The organism is Enterococcus sp. DIV1083b (genome assembly GCF_051713705.1).
GTDB classification, from domain to species: domain Bacteria; phylum Bacillota; class Bacilli; order Lactobacillales; family Enterococcaceae; genus Enterococcus_D; species Enterococcus_D casseliflavus.
The window spans coordinates 2,280,976-2,300,358 of sequence record NZ_JBIOQJ010000001.1 but is presented as its reverse complement, the minus strand read 5'-3'; the positions used below and the strand labels follow the sequence as shown (position 1 = coordinate 2,300,358).

The 19,383-nt window shown below is 37.8% G+C and carries 17 protein-coding genes; all 17 read left to right on the top strand.

Features of this window, described 5'->3' with window-relative positions:
* Position 1 precedes the first annotated feature (1 nt).
* The 17 genes from IGI69_RS10580 (at position 2) to IGI69_RS10500 (ending at position 19,361) form a co-directional block, all read left to right on the top strand.
* Positions 2-502, top strand: coding sequence for a cell wall elongation regulator TseB-like domain-containing protein (locus tag IGI69_RS10580; protein ID WP_010749344.1), 501 nt, complete (start codon positions 2-4; stop codon positions 500-502).
* Positions 503-552: 50 nt separating this feature from the next.
* Entirely contained in the window at positions 553-1,746 is a 1,194-nt protein-coding gene (locus IGI69_RS10575) for a pyridoxal phosphate-dependent aminotransferase (protein ID WP_438740775.1), read from the top strand.
* Positions 1,747-1,789: 43 nt separating this feature from the next.
* The gene (gene asnS / locus IGI69_RS10570) at positions 1,790-3,088 is read left to right on the top strand and encodes an asparagine--tRNA ligase (protein WP_005229504.1); all 1,299 of its coding nucleotides are present in this window, start codon (positions 1,790-1,792) and stop codon (positions 3,086-3,088) included.
* A gap of 268 nt (positions 3,089-3,356) precedes the next feature.
* Positions 3,357-4,145: a glycosyltransferase family 2 protein gene (locus IGI69_RS10565; protein ID WP_005229506.1), complete on the top strand. Its 789-nt coding sequence runs from the start codon at positions 3,357-3,359 to the stop codon at positions 4,143-4,145.
* Complete coding sequence (locus IGI69_RS10560; protein ID WP_142968291.1) at positions 4,145-4,975, top strand: glycosyltransferase; 831 nt, start codon at positions 4,145-4,147, stop codon at positions 4,973-4,975. The genes IGI69_RS10565 and IGI69_RS10560 overlap by 1 nt, the downstream gene beginning before the upstream one ends.
* Positions 4,972-5,676, top strand: coding sequence for a glycosyltransferase family 2 protein (locus IGI69_RS10555; protein ID WP_086295564.1), 705 nt, complete (start codon positions 4,972-4,974; stop codon positions 5,674-5,676). Before IGI69_RS10560 ends, IGI69_RS10555 begins: the two co-directional genes overlap by 4 nt.
* A gap of 106 nt (positions 5,677-5,782) precedes the next feature.
* A complete protein-coding gene (gene rfbA, locus IGI69_RS10550) occupies positions 5,783-6,649 on the top strand; it encodes a glucose-1-phosphate thymidylyltransferase RfbA (protein ID WP_060792921.1) in 867 nt (288 codons plus the stop codon).
* 15 nt (positions 6,650-6,664) lie between these two features.
* Entirely contained in the window at positions 6,665-7,237 is a 573-nt protein-coding gene (gene rfbC, locus IGI69_RS10545) for a dTDP-4-dehydrorhamnose 3,5-epimerase (RefSeq protein ID WP_010749348.1), read from the top strand.
* 12 nt (positions 7,238-7,249) lie between these two features.
* A complete protein-coding gene (gene rfbB / locus IGI69_RS10540; RefSeq protein WP_060792923.1) occupies positions 7,250-8,278 on the top strand; it encodes a dTDP-glucose 4,6-dehydratase in 1,029 nt (342 codons plus the stop codon).
* A gap of 42 nt (positions 8,279-8,320) precedes the next feature.
* Positions 8,321-9,172 (top strand): dTDP-4-dehydrorhamnose reductase, encoded by an 852-nt coding sequence (gene rfbD / locus IGI69_RS10535; protein ID WP_010749350.1) that lies wholly within the window; start codon positions 8,321-8,323, stop codon positions 9,170-9,172.
* 16 nt (positions 9,173-9,188) lie between these two features.
* Positions 9,189-10,355 (top strand): nucleotide sugar dehydrogenase, encoded by a 1,167-nt coding sequence (locus IGI69_RS10530; protein ID WP_142968290.1) that lies wholly within the window; start codon positions 9,189-9,191, stop codon positions 10,353-10,355.
* Between the two features lie 209 nt (positions 10,356-10,564).
* Positions 10,565-11,365, top strand: coding sequence for an ABC transporter permease (locus IGI69_RS10525; protein ID WP_005229524.1), 801 nt, complete (start codon positions 10,565-10,567; stop codon positions 11,363-11,365).
* A gap of 1 nt (position 11,366) precedes the next feature.
* Entirely contained in the window at positions 11,367-12,608 is a 1,242-nt protein-coding gene (locus IGI69_RS10520; protein WP_142968289.1) for an ABC transporter ATP-binding protein, read from the top strand.
* Between the two features lie 36 nt (positions 12,609-12,644).
* On the top strand, positions 12,645-15,731 hold the full coding sequence (locus tag IGI69_RS10515; protein WP_438740771.1) for a rhamnan synthesis F family protein: 3,087 nt from the start codon (positions 12,645-12,647) through the stop codon (positions 15,729-15,731).
* Positions 15,715-17,292 carry a DUF2142 domain-containing protein gene (locus tag IGI69_RS10510; RefSeq protein ID WP_438740769.1) on the top strand — a complete coding sequence of 526 codons (1,578 nt, stop codon included), beginning with the start codon at positions 15,715-15,717 and terminating at the stop codon, positions 17,290-17,292. The genes IGI69_RS10515 and IGI69_RS10510 overlap by 17 nt, the downstream gene beginning before the upstream one ends.
* A gap of 21 nt (positions 17,293-17,313) precedes the next feature.
* Entirely contained in the window at positions 17,314-18,567 is a 1,254-nt protein-coding gene (locus tag IGI69_RS10505; RefSeq protein WP_016621272.1) for a glycosyltransferase family 4 protein, read from the top strand.
* A gap of 101 nt (positions 18,568-18,668) precedes the next feature.
* Complete coding sequence (locus IGI69_RS10500; RefSeq protein ID WP_438739694.1) at positions 18,669-19,361, top strand: transposase; 693 nt, start codon at positions 18,669-18,671, stop codon at positions 19,359-19,361.
* Positions 19,362-19,383: the final 22 nt, after the last annotated feature.

Below are 19,383 nucleotides of genomic sequence, written 5' to 3'. Positions count from 1 at the left end.
TGTGAAAACAAAAGACAAAGAACATCGGCGTGTGGTTATTTTGCTGAGTGCGATCACAGTCTTACTGGTCGTTATTCTCTTCGCTTCTATTTTCTATCTCCGTTCTTCTCGTCCAATGCGACAAGCAAGAAACGAAGCAATCGAAATAGCAGAAAGATACACCGATTTAGCAGAGGTCGAACAATTTTATTGGTTTACCCGTGAGGAAACCTCCTTTAGCATTGTTGGAAAGGATACGAATAACAATGAGATCGTTGTGATCATCCCAAAAAGCGGTGAGAAGGTTTCTGTTTTTAATCAAGCGGATGGGCTGACGGAAGCACAAGCTAAGGCATTTGTTCGCGACAATCATCAAGGTCAGGAAATCCAAAAGGCCGCATTGGGTATTTTTGAAGGCGAGCCAACTTGGGAAGTCATGACGAAAGATGGCGATGGTCGTTTGAACTATTATTTGATTGGTTTCAAAGATGGCGAAGAAATCAAAGCGATCACTGAACTATAGGAAGACGCTTATGATAGAATGAATTTTGGATCGTAGAAAGGATGATAAACATGGTACTTTCAAAAAGAGCAGAAAAATTGGAACCCTCCGCAACGTTAGCGGCATCTGCTAAGGCAAAAGCGTTAGCGGACCAAGGTGTAGACGTATTAAGTCTAACTGTCGGTGAACCCGACTTTATTACCCCGAAAAACATTCGCCAAGCAGCGATCGCAGCGATTGAGAGCGGCAAGGCTAGTTTTTACACAGCAACTGCGGGGATTCCTGAGTTAAAACAGGCGATTCTTGCTTATATGAAAGAGTTTTATGGTGCTGACTATGATTCAAACCAAGTGATCGTGACAGATGGCGCGAAGTTTGCCCTTTATACGCTGTTTCAAGCGCTCCTTGATGAAGAGGATGAAGTACTCATTCCAGTGCCTTATTGGGTCAGCTATGCGGAACAAGTCCGTTTAGCGCAAGGGACACCTGTGTTTGTTGAAGCCAAGCAAGAAGCTGATTTTAAAGTTTCTGTTGCTCAATTAGAAGCTGCTCGTACAGAGAAAACGAAAGCCATCATTTTAAACTCGCCTGCCAACCCAACAGGGACGATTTACTCAAAAGAAGCGTTAACGGCAATCGGCAACTGGGCAGTGGAAAATAATATTTGGATCATTGCCGATGATATCTATGGTCGTTTGGTTTATAACGGCAATACCTTTACATCGATCGCAAGCTTATCAGAAGAGATCCGCAAACAAACCATCGTGATCAATGGCGTTTCTAAAACCTATTCTATGACTGGGTGGCGGATCGGATTTGCTGTCGGCGATGCAAAAATCATCAAAGCGATGATCGATATCGCTTCCCAAGCTACTAGCAACCCGCCGGCTGCTAGCCAATACGCAGCAGTTGAGGCACTGACTGGGAATCAAGAATCGATCGAAGTGATGCGTCAGGCCTTCGAAGAGCGCTTGAACAAACTATATCCGCTAATTGCCGCTATTCCTGGTTTTCAGGTGACGAAACCCCAAGGCGCGTTTTACTTGTTCCCAAATGTCAAAGAAGCCATGACGATGTGCGGCTATCAAACCATTGATGCCTTCGTGGAGGCCTTGCTGATGGAAGCCCACGTGGCAGTAGTGACTGGTGCTGGTTTTGGTACACCAGATTATTTACGCATCAGCTATGCAACTGATTGGGACACGTTAGTGGAAGCTACCAAACGAATCCATGATTTTGTTGAAAAGAAACGCCAAAAAGCTTAAAATGCTCTATGGTGCCTTTATTAATTAGATAGGAGAGAATCAAGTGGAATCTATTCAAATTTTAGATGCAAAAAAACACGTTGGCGAAACCGTTCAAATCGGAGCATGGGTTGCTAACAAACGTTCTAGCGGCAAGATCGCCTTTTTACAACTTCGTGACGGAACAGCGTATTTTCAAGGAATCGTTGTAAAAAGTGAAGTAGGGGAAGAAGTTTTCCAATTAGCGAAAAATCTAAATCAGGAAACTGCCGTACTGGTCACTGGGGAAATCAGAGAAGACAGCCGCTCAAAATTCGGCTATGAAATTGGTATCTCTGGTTTAGAGGTTGTTGGGGAAAGCCATGATTACCCAATCACACCAAAAGAACACGGAACAGATTTTTTGATGGACCATCGTCATTTATGGTTGCGTTCCTCAAAACAACACGCCATCATGCAAATCCGAAACGAAATCATTCGGGCAACGTATGAATTTTTCAACAAGAATGGCTTCATCAAAATCGATCCACCGATCCTAACTGGATCAGCACCAGAAGGAACGACTGATTTATTCGAAACCAACTATTTCGATCAAAAAGCATATTTGTCTCAGTCTGGTCAATTGTACATGGAAGCTGCCGCTATGGCGTTTGGCAAAGTCTTTTCTTTTGGACCAACTTTCCGTGCCGAAAAATCAAAGACACGTCGTCACTTGATTGAATTTTGGATGATTGAACCAGAAATGGCCTTTATGCACCAAGAAGAAAGCTTGGAAGTCCAAGAGCAGTACGTGGCATTCTTAGTGCAAAATGTGCTCGATAACTGTGACTATGCATTAGACGTCTTAGGCCGTGACCGTGAAGTCTTGAAAAAATACACCAAATTACCATTCCCACGAATCTCTTACGATGATGCAGTGGCATTATTACAAAAGAACGGCTTCGATGATATTCAATGGGGCGATGACTTTGGCTCACCACATGAGACCTTTATTGCCAATTCATTCGATCAGCCCGTCTTTATCTTAAACTATCCAAAAGCCATCAAACCCTTCTATATGAAGCCACATCCAACGAGAGAAGATGTCGTGATCTGTGCCGATATGATCGCACCAGAAGGCTATGGCGAGATCATAGGCGGTTCCGAACGTGCCATCGATCATGAATACCTGCTAGAACAAATCCGCGCCCACGGCTTGGACGAAAATGAATATTCATGGTATTTAGATCTACGCAAGTACGGCTCAGTTCCTCACACCGGCTTTGGTCTTGGATTAGAACGGACCGTTACCTGGTTATCAGGAATCGAGCACGTAAGAGAATCCATTCCGTTTCCACGGTTGTTGAATCGGATTTATCCTTAATTTAAAAAGATTTTGTGCGAAAGCGTAAACGATTCACTCATCACACCATCCCTTGCTAGAAAGTCTCTAGCGGGGCTGGTGTTTTTATCTGCTCTTGATGATGAGGGATTACTTCAGAAAAGAAGCAAGCAGCAATCCAACGGGCGGATGGGACTGAATAGAAGAAATCGCTTTGCTTGCTCGAGTGTGCTTTTTTTACGCGCGGGGATGTGATATAATAACAAATTGACTAGTATCTCTCATTTTATAACATTAAGGACAATACACTATGGATAATAGAAAAACGAATAAAATAATCATCAGTATTGTGACACATAATAGTCGTGATATATTCAAAACATTGGATCATCTGGAGAAAGAGATAGGAGAGGATCCACGCTTTGAAGTGAAAATATTTGATAATAATTCGAAAGCAGAATACATTGCTAAAATGCAAGATTATCCATTTGTCACTGTCATCTCAGCCAATGAAAATCTTGGATTTGGTCATGGACACAATCAATTATTAATGAATGCAACGCAAGAATACGGATTTATTTGCAATCCTGATATTCTTGTCACGAAAGAATCAATTGAAGGATTATTAAAAAGAATTCAAGAGAATGAAGCAGCTGTCGTAGTTCCTCAGGTTTTGAACGAAGATGGCTCTATTCAGTATTTAGTAAGAAAACGATTAGCTGTATTCGATTATTTCTTGCGATTTATTCCGTTTCATTGGGTAAAAAAAGTATTTAAAAAAAGACTGTCTGCTTATGAGTGCCGTGACCTTCCACAAGATCAAACCAGTTATATCCGAATGGGCTCTGGTTGTTTTATGTTGGTAGAAATCGCTCGCTTTAAAGAAATCGGCGGCTTTGACGAACAGTTCTTTATGTATTTTGAAGACAATGATTTGTGTTTGAGATATGAAAAAGCGGGGTACCGCATTTTGTATACGCCCTTTGAAAAAGTCGTGCACTTATACGGTAAAGGAGCTCATAGAAGTGCAAAACTCTTTTTGGTGTTTATGCATTCGATGATGAAATTTTTTAATAAATGGGGTTGGAGGCTGTTTTGATGAACCGTTTATTTGTGACGATCGTAATGTATGAAAGAAGCTGGCAAGAAGCGTCGGCTTCACCGCTTTTGGAAAAAGCGGTGAAGAACCAGCAAATCCAATTGCTGGTTTATGATAACAGTCCACAAAGTCATGATGAGCCTTTTTTTCAGCATCCATTAGTGACCTATTTCCATGATCCAGCCAATCCCGGCCTCTCCAAAGCATACAATAAAGGGTTTAAGTCTGCGTCTAGCGGCGATTTTGATTTGCTGCTTCTCTTGGATCAAGATACGGAGCTGACAAAAGCCTACCTAAACTTTCTTATGACTGAGACGATCGGAACTGAAATAGGTGCTGTTGTGCCGCTGATTTACAGTGGCACAACACAGGTATCACCGGTCTTAGCTGATCGTTACATCAATCGAAATCTGGCATATCCTGCTATCAGTGAGCAAAAACAGCGGATTATGGCAATCAATTCCGGCACCGCAGTCACTCTCGCGGCTATAAAAAAAATCGGCGGATTCAATGATGCTTTTCCGCTGGATTTTTTAGATCATTGGCTTTTTCTTCGCTTACATCAAGAAGGCTTTCGGTTTTTGATCGCAAACCAAAAGCTGAATCATGATCTTTCAGTCATGCATTATAAAACGATGACTAGGGAAAGATATGAGCAGATTCTTACCAGTGAATCGAAATTCTATAGGGATTTCGATAAAGAAAAGAAAAAGGAACATGAAAAACAGCTTTTTTTTCGATCAATAAAACAAGCACTTTCACCCAAAATGTGCCGATTCAGCCGAAGAACATGGAAAGAATACTTGTCATTTAGGAAGGATCATTTATGATATCAGTATGTGTAGCCACTTATAACGGAGAAAAGTATCTTCAAGAACAGCTGGACAGCATTCTAATTCAACTTGCACCTGATGATGAGCTGATTATTTCGGATGACTTCTCTACTGACAAGACAAGAAATATCCTCGATTCTTATCGCGCAGATCCCCGAATCAAACTTTTGGAAGGACCGCAAAAAGGCATTATCAAGAATTTTGAACACGCAATTAAGCAGGCTTCAGGCGATCTGATTTTTTTGGCCGACCAAGACGATGTGTGGCTTCCCGATAAAGTTGCTGATACAAAAGCAAAATTTGATGAAAAAAAAGAGACACAGGTAGTCATTTCTGATTTGAGAATTGTCGATGAGCAGCTTGAAGTGATTGAACCCTCCTATTTTGCCTATCGGAATGTAAAAGTCGGATTTTTGCGAAATGTGCTTAAAAATAAATACATCGGAGCAGGCATGGCTTTTCGAAGAGAGTTGAAGCCAGCTATTCTTCCGTTTCCGCAAGCAATTCCAATGCATGATATGTGGATCGGTGCAATGGCAGGCAACCGTATCGAACTTATTGATAAGCAGTTAACGTTGTATCGAAGACATGAAAAAAATGCCAGTGAAATCAAAACATCCGCTTCATTTGGCCAGCAATTCGTGTGGCGCTGGGGTTTAATAAGAAGCCTGTTCATGAGAAAGGTATTTGATAAATAAAAGTTACATTTTCATTTCAAAACTTTGAATTGAATGACAAAGCTTTCTAGAAATGAGATAATGCTGTGGTGAGAAATACAAGTAAATTATTTAAGGAGCGTAATGAATGAAAGGGATTATTTTAGCAGGCGGTTCAGGAACACGCCTTTATCCATTAACAAAAGCAACTTCTAAACAATTGATGCCTATTTATGACAAACCAATGATTTTTTACCCAATGTCTACATTGATGTTGGCGGGAATCAAAGAAATTTTAATTATTTCCACTCCTCAAGATACTCCTCGCTTTCAAGAGTTATTCGGCGATGGCAAAGACTTAGGACTGCAAATTGACTATGCAGTACAGCCAAGTCCTGACGGCCTCGCTCAAGCATTCATTATTGGGGAAAAGTTTATCGGCACTGATAGTGTTTGTTTAGTCTTAGGAGACAATATTTATTATGGCGGCGGTCTATCGAAAATGCTTCAACGAGCTGCTGCAAAAGAATCAGGTGCAACTGTTTTTGGCTATCATGTAAATGATCCTGAACGATTTGGTGTAGTGGAGTTTGATGACGATATGCACGCCTTGTCTATTGAAGAAAAACCTGAGAAGCCGAAATCAAATTATGCTGTAACAGGTCTGTATTTCTATGATAACGAAGTAGTCGAAATAGCCAAGAATATCAAACCGTCTGCGCGTGGAGAATTAGAAATTACCGATATCAATAAAGTTTATCTAGAAAAAAATAAACTTTCTGTTGAAGTCATGGGAAGAGGTTTCGCTTGGCTTGATACAGGAACACATGAAACATTGCTTGAGGCATCTACTTTTATTGAAACGATTGAAAAACGGCAAAACTTGAAAGTTGCGTGTTTGGAAGAAATATCATTCCGAATGGGCTATATCACAAGAGAGCAGTTGGTTGCTTTAGCTGAGCCATTGAAAAAAAATCAGTATGGTCAATATTTATTAAGACTAGCTGCTGAATAAAGAGGAGACGCTTTGATGAAAGTTATAGAAACAAAATTGACAGATGTAAAATTAATAGAGATGGACGTTTACGGCGATCATCGAGGTTTTTTTACTGAAAGCTATTCAAAAGAAAAATTTTCAGCACAAGGAATTGACTTTGATTTTGTTCAAGATAACCACTCATTATCTGCTGAAGCAGGTGTGTTAAGAGGCCTGCATTTTCAAAAAGGTGAAGCAGCACAGACAAAATTGATTCGTGTGGTGACTGGTGCGGTACTTGATGTTATCGTAGATATTCGTAAAGGCAGCCCGACCTATGGAGAGTGGGAAGGGTACTTGTTAACCGAACACAACCATCGTCAGTTATTAGTACCTCGCGGATATGCTCACGGGTTTATGACACTGACCCCAAATGTGAACTTCTTGTATAAGTGTGACAACTATTATAATGCTGAAGCTGATGGCGGCATTGCATTTGATGATCCCGATTTGGCAATTACTTGGCCTATAGATGTGAAAAAAGCGATTCTATCAGAAAAAGATAAAAAACATCCAACACTGAAAGAATTTGAAATAGAAAATACATTTGTCTATGGTGAAGTATAAGGAGTGAAAGTGATGAAAAAAATTATTGTAACCGGTGGAGCAGGATTTATCGGCTCTAACTTTGTTCATTATGTGATCAATAATCATCCTGATGTTTTTGTAACAGTTTTAGATAAGCTGACCTATGCGGGAAATAAGAACAATCTTAATGGTCTTCCAAAGAATCGCTTCGAATTAGTTGTCGGCGACATTGCTGATCAGGAGCTGGTAGATAGATTGGTTCAGGATACAGACGCTGTCGTTCATTATGCTGCAGAATCTCATAATGACAACTCGTTGAAAGATCCTTTTCCGTTTGTTCAAACCAACATTATTGGAACGTATACGCTGATAGAAGCATGCCGAAAGTATAATGTAAGATACCATCATGTTTCAACCGATGAAGTATATGGCGATCTTCCTTTGAGAGAAGATCTTCCGGGACATGGCGAAGGAGCGGGAGAAAAATTCACGGACAAAACGCCGTATAACCCATCAAGTCCTTACTCTTCAACAAAAGCTGGTTCCGATCTTTTGGTAAAAGCTTGGGTACGCTCATTCGGTCTCCAAGCGACGATCTCCAATTGTTCTAATAATTATGGACCTTATCAACACATTGAGAAATTTATTCCTCGACAAATTACCAATATTTTGAGCGGCATCAAGCCGAAATTGTACGGTGACGGGAAAAATGTCCGTGACTGGATTCATACAAATGATCATTCATCAGCTGTGTGGACGATTTTAACAAAGGGACAAATGGGTGAAACGTATCTCATCGGTGCCGATGGTGAAGAGGATAATAAAGCAGTAATTGAACTGATTTTAGAACTAATGGATCAGCCCAAAGACGCGTATGAGCACGTAAATGATCGACCAGGTCATGATTTACGCTATGCAATTGATTCGACAAAATTGAAAGAAGAATTGGGCTGGCAACCGGAATTCACCAATTTCCGAGATGGCTTAGCCGATACGATTGAGTGGTATCGCAACAACGAAGAATGGTGGAAGACAGAAAAAGAAGCGGTAGAGAAAAATTATGCTGCGAATGGACAATAAATAAAAGCAGGGTAACCTGCTTTTTTTGAAGGGATGAGAAATATGATTTTACTGACAGGCGGAAATGGGCAGCTGGGCACGGAGCTGCGACATCTATTAGATGAAAAAGGATTAAAATATGTCTCAACCGATGCCCAGGAAATGGATATTACGGACGAAAAAGCAACTCTTGCTTTTATTCAAGAATTAAAACCGACCGTTATTTATCATTGTGCTGCATACACAGCAGTAGATAAGGCGGAAGATGAAGGCAAGGAACTTGATGAGAAAATCAATGTCAACGGGACGGAAAACGTGGCGAAAGCGGCGAAAGCGGTAGGAGCAAAGTTTGTTTACATCAGTACTGATTATGTGTTCGATGGAACGAAAAAAGAGGGGGTCTACAAAGAAACAGATAAGCCGAATCCTCAAAATGAATACGGTCGTACAAAATTGTTGGGTGAACAAGCAGTGAAAGATCTTTTAGATGAATACTTCATTATCCGAACTTCATGGGTTTTTGGTAAATATGGACATAATTTTGTATATACAATGAAACGTTTAGCGCAAACGCACCCGCGCTTAACCGTCGTTGATGATCAATATGGCCGTCCAACATGGACCCGAACATTAGCTGAATTTATGGTCTATATTATCGAAAACAATGCAGACTATGGGATCTACCATCTATCAAATGACAATAGCTGTTCATGGTACGAATTTGCCAAAGAAATTCTGAAAGAAACGGATGTTGAGGTTGCACCTGTCACTTCAGCAGAATATCCACAAAAAGCAAAACGACCACAATACTCGGTGTTGGATCTTACAAAAGCAAAGAATACCGGTTTTGTTATTCCTACTTGGGAAGAAGCATTGGCTGATATGACTGCATCTTTAGAGAAAGAAGAAAACTAGAAAAAGAGGGATCATGATGAAAGTTTCCGTTTTTGGTTTAGGTTATGTAGGATTAGCAAACGCTTTGTTATTGGCGCAAAAAGAAGAAGTACTTGCTTATGATATTGTGGATGAAAAAATCGATCAATTGCAAAAGAAAATCTCACCTCTTGAAGACAAAGAAATTCACCAATTTTTGGAGCGGACAGACTTGTCCGTTCATTTCACCAAAGCTTTTGATGAAGCTGTTGACTTTGGGGATGTATTAATTATTGCGACGCCTACAGATTACGATGAGCATAAAAACTATTTTGATACGTCGACTGTAGAATCGGTGATTGAAAAAGCGCTGGAGTTGCGTCCAGATGCTGTGTTTATTATTAAATCAACAGTTCCTGTAGGGTATACATTAGATCTTAAAGCACGTTTTAACACAGAGAACATTTTATTTTCACCTGAATTTTTGCGTGAGGGAAAAGCTTTATACGACAATTTGCATCCTTCGAGAATTGTTGTTGGAGAATGCAGTGAGCGAGCGAAAGAGATCGCCGAGATGTTCAAGCGAAATGCATGGGAAAATGAAATTCCCGTGCTTTTAACAAATCCGACTGAAGCTGAAGCAATAAAACTGTTTTCTAACACGTATCTGGCGCTGCGCGTGGCATATTTCAACGAATTAGATACCTATGCGGAAGTGAGGGGACTTGATTCACGACAAATCATTGAAGGCGTCGGGCTGGATCCTAGAATCGGCTCCCACTACAACAATCCGTCTTTTGGATACGGTGGCTACTGTCTGCCCAAAGATACCAAGCAGCTCCTAGCTAACTATGATAAGGTTCCGAATAATATCATTCAAGCGATCGTCGAAGCAAATACGACCCGCAAAGATTTCATCGCGGAGCAGATCTTTGATCGACAACCGAAAGTTGTGGGCATCTATCGATTGACTATGAAAGCTCATTCTGATAATTTCCGCTATTCTTCCATTCAAGGAATTATGAAGCGGATCAAAGCCCATGGAATCAACGTAGTAGTATACGAGCCTTCTTTAAAAGAGAACTCCTTCTATAACTCTGAAGTTATTGATGACTTTGAGACGTTTAAAAAGATCTCTGATGTTATTGTAGCAAATCGTATGGAAGATGTACTGCATGACGTAGAAGACAAAGTATACACAAGAGATTTGTTTGAAAGAGACTAAAAACTTTGAGAAAAAGGAGGCCAAATTTCGTTCGTTGAATGCGGCTTTCTTTTTTTCGTTTAATCTGTCAATGAAACATTAATTTTTTTTCTCAATTTTTGAAATGATCTGGTAGAGGTTGAGAAAGAGGGGAATGTCGAGTATACTTTTTAAGGATAGCTTTAAAAAGTTTTACCGTAAAAAAGATTAGTGGAACCTTAAAGGAGAAAATGATGTTCGAGCGTAAAAATAGAATTTTATTGAAAGAATTAGTAAAAACCGATTTTAAACTAAGATATCAAGGAAGTATTATGGGCTATGTTTGGTCTGTTTTAAAGCCCTTGATGCTGTTTACTGTCATGTATGTGGTCTTTGTACGTTTTCTTAAATTTGGACAAGATGTTCCTCACTTTGAAGTGGCGTTACTTTTGGGAACCGTTCTATGGAGCTTTTTTAGCGAAACGACAAATTTAGGTATGTCATCAATCGTCACACGAGGCGATCTGCTTAGAAAACTAAGCTTTCCTACACATATCATTGTTATTGCTGTATCGATCAACGCCTTAATCAATCTAGTAATCAGCCTTGTGATCGTTCTTTTATTTGCGATGATCAATGGAGCAGATATTTCAATCTATGCTTTTTTAGCACCGCTGCTTCTGATTGAACTCTATGCCTTTTCATTGGGCGTGTCTTTTATTTTGGCAACAATCTATGTTAGGTTTCGGGACATTGGACCGATCTGGGAGGTTGTCCTTCAAGCGGGTTTTTACCTTACACCGTTAATTTACCCATTGACACTTGTAATGAATATGGACGTGAACATTGCCAAACTTTTGATGATGAATCCAATGGCTCAAATTATTCAAGATATGCGGCATATCTTAACAAGTACAAGCAATATTACGGTATGGCAATTAATAAATACGAATTGGATCGTCGCAATTCCATATGTTTTGCCATGGATCGTATTAGTTGCTGGCTACATGATTTTTAATAAAAATTCGAAAAAATTTGCGGAGATTATTTAATATGAATAATGAAATAGCAGTGAAAGTTGATCATATAGGAAAATCGTTTCGTCTTCCTACAGAAAGTACAACGAGTTTAAAAAGAACGATCGTTAATTATTTTAAAGGAATCAAAGGATATAATGAGCAAAAAGTCCTAAGAGATATTTCGTTTGAAGTGAATAAAGGAGATTTCTTTGGAATTGTCGGAAGAAATGGGAGTGGAAAATCAACCTTATTAAAAATTATCTCCCAAATTTATACACCTGAAAAAGGGTCTGTAGAAGTGAACGGAAAATTGGTTTCCTTCATCGAGTTAGGCGTTGGATTCAATCCAGAATTAACTGGGAGAGAGAATGTCTATTTGAATGGCGCTATGCTTGGTTTTTCCGAAAAAGAAGTGGATGGAATGTATTCCGATATCGTTGAGTTTGCGGAATTAACTGAATTTATGAATCAAAAATTAAAGAATTATTCAAGCGGCATGCAGGTTCGGCTTGCGTTTTCTGTAGCGATTCAAGCGAAAAGCGATATTTTAGTCTTAGATGAAGTATTGGCTGTCGGAGATGAAGCGTTCCAAAGAAAATGCAATGACTATTTCATGAAGGCCAAAGATGAGAACAAGACCATTATCCTCGTGACTCACTCAATGGAATCTGTTCGTAAATACTGTAATAAAGCACTGATGATCGATAAAGGGGAAGTAAAAATCATCGGGACCCCAGATGATGTAGCAAATCAATATTCTTTAGACAATGTTACACAGACGGGGACCTCCACCGTTATTGAAAAGGAAGAGGTTATAGAAGAACCACATGAAGTTGAAACAAAAAGTAAAGAAGAGGAAACAATTCGAAACTTTACAGTAGATTTATTATCTGATGAAATGCTTACCGATGAGAATCGACGAGTAGAGTTTTTGATTTCTTATGAAGTGTTAAAAGATATGGAGACGTATATTGCTTTTTCAATGACAGATATCGATCGCAACATTTGGATGTACAACGACAATTCATATGATGAAATGACAAAAGGTATCGGTAAAAAGACTTTTAAATATGCTTGCGAGTTAAATCATATCAATGAATGCAAATTAAGGTTAGGCGTATCAATTCGAAACGCCGCGGACGAACCATTTGCTTTTTCAGATCAAGAAAATTCACCCGTAATAATCGTTTCCCCAAGAAAAAATCGATCAAAAAGCGAGCGGATCGCCTCAAGCGGTATTTTGACAAGCAATGGAAGCTGGCAGAAGCTTAAGTGATCAGAAAAATCTATTTATAGAAAAAGGTGAGTCGTATTGGAACCATTAGTTTCTGTGATTATAACTTGTTATAATCATGAAAAATATGTTGGTCAGTGTCTGGAAAGTGTATCTTCCCAAACCTATAAACATTTAGAATTAGTGATTATCAATGATGGATCGACAGATAATTCAGATCAGATTATTAGAGATTATTTATCACATGTTTCGCTAAAACATGAGTATTTGGTTCAAGAAAACCGAGGCGTTTGTGTAACACGAAATAAAGGACTTGAGCGAGCTGTCGGAAAATACCTATTATTTGTCGACAGTGATAATTATCTAGATAATCAATATATTGAAAAGCTAGTTGAAACTGCCGAAAAAGAAGAAGCAGATATTGTATATACTGATCTTGTAAATGTTGAAACAGGTGAGCTGTTTATGGAAGCCAAACCATTCCAATTGGAAGAGTTTCTTTCTAGTAACTTTATTGATAATTGCTCGTTGATAAGAAAAGAAATTGTTGGTCAGCTAACATATGATTTAGCGTTAAATAGAAAAAAATTAGTCGACTATGACTTTTTTATGCGACTGATTCTTACCAACCATGCGAAAGCTGTTAAATGTTCTTCCACAAAATTAAATTATCGAGTGCTACAAGAATCAATATCAAGGAAAGGGCAGCATGGGACCGAAAAATTTTATTATGAGATTTATCTTTATCTCCTGAGCAAGCATCAGGAACAATATCCGCAACTGGTTCTTTCAGCAATTAAGAATAATATCATGCAACTGGAAGACCGAAACGAAGAATTAATCAATCATCTTGCAGATTTGACTAATTATATAAAACAACAAAACAAAGATAATGAATTATTGCTTGCAGAAATTAATGAATTAAAAGTATCAGTGGAAGACTTAAACAATGAAAAACAGACGATAGATCAGCGATTACTTGAAGAAAATCTTGAAAAAAATGACTTGCAAAATCAGAATTTATCTATGGCGCAATTAATTCAGTTGCTGGAAAACGATAAACAAGCGTTGATGTCATCTAAGTCATACAGGGTTGGTAAACTTATTGTGAAGCCTTTCAGTTATGGACTAAGATTTTTAAGAAATCCTAGTAAAGGATTAGTACTTGTTGATAAAGCAAAACAAAAGTTATTGGTTAAACTCAGAAAAATCCCTAATTTGCAATTTTTAGTTTTATCTAGCAAACGAAAAGCAACACGCAAAAAAAATGTTTATCAAAATCCAAAAAGAGTATTGGTATATGTTATCTATGAAAGCCAATCCCAGCTGCAAGAGTATAAACTCATTTTTCTTTCCTCTTTAGCAGATTTTTCAGAAAAAGTATTAATCGTAGTGAATGGTAAATTACCGGAGTCTGACTTAGAAAAGCTTCGTAAGTTTGGGGAGGTCGTTCTTAGATCTAATGATGGATATGATACGGCAGCCTTTAAACACGGTATCGATTTTCTTGGCGAAAAGGAATTAAGTAAGTATGATGAATTGTTATTGGTGAATGATACAAATGTTGGTCCAGTCTCAGATTTAACAGAAGCATTTAATAAAATGGCAGCTAAAAAACTTGATTTCTGGGGAATTTCTTATGGAGAAGAACAACCTGATTTTACCAAGTATAACAAGTATGGATATATCCCTATTCATTTACAGTCCTATTTTTTAGTAATTGAGAAATCAATGTTCCACGATCCATCATTTTATGACTATTGGAAAAATCTTGGAGATACAAACTCAAGAGAAAAAGCAATCGGAAAGCATGAAACGGTTTTTACAAAACATTTCAGCGACTTGGGCTTTAAACACGGGGCTTTAACCGAAAAGAATACGGATAGTCCAATGTATATCCATCCCCTTCAAATGGTTCGAGAGGGTGTACCTATCGTTAAATACACAGCTTTTGCAAACGATACAGACGAGAAATTTGCTTGGCAAGGACTTCAGAGGAAAACAGAAGTTCCTGAATTAATTGAATATATTAGAAATGAAACGGAGTATCCAGGTGCTGTGATCGATCAAATCATGGAGGATATCAAAAATAAAAAGCACAAAGAACATATTCTCATAATAGATGGTGTCGAAAATGCAATTCCGCAGTTAACAAAATACCGTGTACAAAATAAGATTGAACAGTTAAAAAACCTAGGCTTTGATGTCTGGCATGTTAATCTTTCTACATTTCAAATGGGATTAGCTGAACACGCAAGTCATATCATTATTTACCGTGCACCATATGATGAGCGATTAGCAGAACTGATTCGTTTAGCAAGAAAGTACCATAAACCTGTGCTGTATGATATTGACGATTTAGTGATCGATACCAAGTACACGGATCAGTTGACGTACGTCCAAAATCTTACAAAAGTTGAAAAAAACAATTACGATAGCGGCGTTATCAGTTACAAAAAAATGATGCTTATGTGTGATGGGGCAATAGCTTCCACAGGTGTCTTAAAAGAGGAACTTCTGAATTATCACCAGAACGTACTGCTTAATCGAAATCTTGCGAACCAAGAGTTGGTGGCGATCAGTCATGATGCAGTTGAAAATAAGATGGAAGATAGTACAAAGGTGAAAATCGGGTACTTTTCGGGATCTATCACCCATAATGAGAATTTCGAATTGATTAAGCCTGCTATTCTAGAAATCTTAGAAACTTTTCCACAAGTGGAATTGCATTTAGTTGGGCATTTAGATGTCCCGAAAGAAATGGAAAGGGTAGAATCGCAACTGGTCATTCATCCATTTGTTGATTGGAAAGAATTGCCGAAACTGATTTCAAACGTAGATGTAAATTTAGCTCCACTAGTACCATCAGTTTTTAATGAAGCAAAATCAGAAATTAAATGGATGGAAGCAGCTCTGGTTCAAGTACCTACATTAGCAAGTAATATTGGTGCATTTAAAGAAATGATCATTGACTATGAAACAGGATTCTTAGCAAAAGATGATGAATGGTTTGAAAAACTGTCATGGATTATTGAGCATCCAGAACGAGTACAGAGTGTGGCAAAATGTGCTGAGAAGTTTGTATTATCAAATTGTATCACAAATAATAAAGAAGATGAGTTAACAAATTACTTTAGGGGGCAGAGAATTGAAGTTCATAAGTAGAAATATTGCCGAATTGAAGGGGAATTGGAAAATGGGAATAGGTTTCTTGACTATTCTCCTTCTAAGCCAATATCTTCTTCAATATAAAGATTCTACTTGGCCTAAGCTCTATATTTTAATAGCTGCTGCTGCCTTGTTAATTTTGTTATCTTTTAGCAGACTAAATGAAAGTAAGCAAATTGCTAGAAATACCTTTCTTTTGATTGCAATTATGGGCTCATTAAATTCATTGATTTTTCCGGTAAATGGAAATCTGGATGAATACAGTCATTATTATCATGCGCTTAATCTAGCGGATGGTGAATTGACAAAACGTGTTTCGCAACAAAATTTTCGAGAAGTTTCTCCTGATTATCAGGCAATTTCAAGCGTTCCAATGAAGAAATTAGATGGATTAGCGACAAATCTCTATAACAAAGAATTCATAAACATAAGACACGTTCCGTCCGACTATCGATCAGAGTTGCTTGATATATCAGAGACGTTAGCCAATCCTGCATATATACCTAGTGCTTTAGGAATTTCTCTAGGAAGACAAATCAGTGATAGAGTTGCTGTCTCTTATTATTTAGGTCGTATTGGAAATGTATTGTTTTATGCATTTCTGGCATGGTTAGCTGTTAGAGTCAGTAGGTATTACAAGATTCAACTGTTTTTGACTTCTACTTTACCTTTTACATTATGGATTTCAGCAGGGTACACGTATGATAACTTCTACTATGGTTTGACTCTCCTTCTATTTGCCCAATTTACAAATCTAATTAAAGATAACAATAAAATAACGATAAAAAAAATAGTAGCATATTGTGTTACTTGTTTAGGATTAGTATTTTGTAAAGCCCCAATGTTAGTATTGATATTTTTACCTGTTTTTATACCATCTAAAAGGTGGGAAACTCGGAAAAATTTTTATAGTTACTTACTGCTTTCGTTTTTTACATTACTTACAAGTTCCCTTTGGATATTTAGAGAAAAGATATCGATGCTCATAACTCCTCAAACAGCACAAGCTTCTTTATCCAGTATTGAATCTACAACTGAAATATCACGAACTTCATATTTTTTGGATAACATAGGGTACACGATAGAGGTTTTTTTACGGTCGATTCTGGAAATACCAAAGAATATAATAGAATTCATTGAAATGCCTCAAATTGATATCATGTCTACAGGCGTTTTAAGAAATGTAAATAGTATAAGTTATATATTACTAATAATCTTAGCAAGCTTTTTGTTAAAAATAGTTCTTGATAAAAAAATGATTTTATGGTCATTAATTTTGTTTTTAACTATTACATTGGGTACAATTTATGCAATTTCTGGAGATACTCGCGTCTTTAATATTGGAGATTTGCACGTGAGTGGTGTACAAGGTAGGTATCATTTCTATCTTATGGCCTTTCTTCCTCTTTATATAAAGTCCTTTACAGAAAGGACTTCATTTAGAAACGAGAATATTGCTCAATTTCTCAATGAAGAGCAAATAACTAATTTTATAGTTAAATCTGTTTTTGTTATAACAGTATTGAATTCTTGTATTGCAATATACGGGTTTCTATAAAAATCACAAAAGGGGATTATAATGAAAAAAATTATGTTCATTTCACCAACTGGCACGATGGACAACGGGGCAGAAATTTCAATATTCAATTTAATGAAATATCTAGTTGAGCAAGGATATGAAGTAGTAAATATTGCACCGGTTAGTGGAGACGTCGAAGTAAATGACTACTCGCGAATTTTTGAAAGTAATGGGATCAAATGTTTTTTAGTTTCAAATCAACGGTGGTGGTGGGAGGATGCACCAGGAATGTTATTTGGAAGTGAAGAACAACGAGCGGCATCTTTTAGAAATACTATCGATCTCATTACAAAAAAGATAGACGAGTTTGATATTGAGTTGGTAATCACAAATACAGCAAACATGTTCCAAGGTGCGATGGCGGCGGCTGTTCAAGACGTTTCTCATATCTGGTTAATTCATGAATTTCCTTCCGGCGAATTTGCTTACTACAAGGATAAAATTGAGTTTATAGAAGAATTTTCTGATGAGATTTTTGCTGTTAGAGGCGAGTTGAGCAATAATTTGCAAGAGCTGTTTACAAGGAAAAAAATCAAGTCATTCGCTCCCTACACAGAGTTAAAACAAGTTTCCCTTAAAAATGGAGATGTTCAAAGAATCGTTTCAGTAGGACGTATCAACCCAAGAAAAAATCAATTAGAACTAATTAAAGCATATCATCAGTTGAACAGGTACGACATTGAGTTAGTTTTTATTGGTGCATGGGATGATGAGTATAAAGAAAAATGTCTCGATTATATCAAAAAAAATCGTTTAAAAAATATAACTTTTCTAGGAAATGTAGACAATCCATGGGAGCATGTGACATCGAAAGATATATGCGTTTTTTCTTCAGCAATGGAAACATTCGGTTTAGTTTATGTTGAGGCTCTTTTAAACGGTGTACCAGTTATTATATCCAATAATCCAGGGCACATGTCAGCATATGATTTTTTTAATCACGGTTGTGTCTATCCATTAGGTGATATAGATAAATTAGTAGAAATGATCCGCGATCGATTAGATAACTTCGATGACTTCAAAAGCGAAACAGTCAATTTCTCCGTTGAAGCAAAAGAGAAGTACCAGATTTATTATGTTTATCAAGACTTAATCGAAGCGATCGATTCCGTAACTGCTTCGCCAAAAGCGATTCGCCATATAAAATCTTTATTGACCTTAAATGAAAAAAAGAGCAAACTGGCGCAATTTGAGTATCAAACGAGAAGTTTCCTGCAAAGAGTTAAGTATAAAATAAGGAAAAGCTTTAAATAAAGTTCAAATGATTCTAAGTAAAAAGACAAGGCCGGCAACATGATATGCTCCCCCTATATAGGACACTGAAATATAAAGTGGCTTATATAGGGGGAGTTTGTATGTCTAGAGGAAAAATGAAATTAAGTTCAGAAGAACGGCTAGCTTTTGTAGAAAGAGCTTTAAAAAATGAAGCTAGCATAAACAGCCTGGCCAAAGAAGCACAAGTAAGTTTCAGTACGATAGAAAGGTGGATCACTCTTTATGAGAATGAAGGACCCACAGGTTTACTCCCTACAAAAAGGAATCAATCATACTCAACAGAGTTGAAACTGAATGCGATCCATGATTATTTAGCTGGAACATATGGTAGCTTAAGAGCTGTCGCCAAGAAATACGGGCTTCGTAACAAAAAACAATTAGAAGACTGGTTAAAGATATATAATACTCATAGAAACTTCAAATCAGAAAGTGGTGGAAGTAGAATGAGTAAATCCAGAAAAACAACATTGAATGAACGAATTAAAATTGTGCATGACTGTATTATCAACGGTCGAGACTATGGGAAAACCGCAATTCAGTACCAAGTCTCTTACCAACAAGTTCGGAACTGGGTGTTGAAATACGACGAGATGGGAGAAAAAGGCTTAGAAGACCGTCGAGGGCAACGAGCGGGAAGTAAACCTGCCAGAACACCCGAAGAAGAAATGCGCGATAAACTGGCTCAACAAGAACGACGGATCAAGTTGCTTGAAATGGAAAATGACCTGTTAAAAAAAGTCAGCGAGTTAGAAAGGAGGCGGGATTTGAATTAGTTCGTCATACGTTTGAATACCA

Coding starts and splice junctions, on each gene's coding strand:
- IGI69_RS10575 (WP_438740775.1), top strand. CDS start 553: ATGGTACTTTCAAAAAGAGCAGAAAAATTGGAACCCTCCGCAACGTTA.
- IGI69_RS10565 (WP_005229506.1), top strand. CDS start 3,357: ATGGATAATAGAAAAACGAATAAAATAATCATCAGTATTGTGACACAT.
- IGI69_RS10560 (WP_142968291.1), top strand. CDS start 4,145: ATGAACCGTTTATTTGTGACGATCGTAATGTATGAAAGAAGCTGGCAA.
- IGI69_RS10555 (WP_086295564.1), top strand. CDS start 4,972: ATGATATCAGTATGTGTAGCCACTTATAACGGAGAAAAGTATCTTCAA.
- rfbA (WP_060792921.1), top strand. CDS start 5,783: ATGAAAGGGATTATTTTAGCAGGCGGTTCAGGAACACGCCTTTATCCA.
- rfbC (WP_010749348.1), top strand. CDS start 6,665: ATGAAAGTTATAGAAACAAAATTGACAGATGTAAAATTAATAGAGATG.
- rfbB (WP_060792923.1), top strand. CDS start 7,250: ATGAAAAAAATTATTGTAACCGGTGGAGCAGGATTTATCGGCTCTAAC.
- rfbD (WP_010749350.1), top strand. CDS start 8,321: ATGATTTTACTGACAGGCGGAAATGGGCAGCTGGGCACGGAGCTGCGA.
- IGI69_RS10530 (WP_142968290.1), top strand. CDS start 9,189: ATGAAAGTTTCCGTTTTTGGTTTAGGTTATGTAGGATTAGCAAACGCT.
- IGI69_RS10525 (WP_005229524.1), top strand. CDS start 10,565: ATGATGTTCGAGCGTAAAAATAGAATTTTATTGAAAGAATTAGTAAAA.
- IGI69_RS10520 (WP_142968289.1), top strand. CDS start 11,367: ATGAATAATGAAATAGCAGTGAAAGTTGATCATATAGGAAAATCGTTT.
- IGI69_RS10505 (WP_016621272.1), top strand. CDS start 17,314: ATGAAAAAAATTATGTTCATTTCACCAACTGGCACGATGGACAACGGG.
- IGI69_RS10500 (WP_438739694.1), top strand. CDS start 18,669: ATGTCTAGAGGAAAAATGAAATTAAGTTCAGAAGAACGGCTAGCTTTT.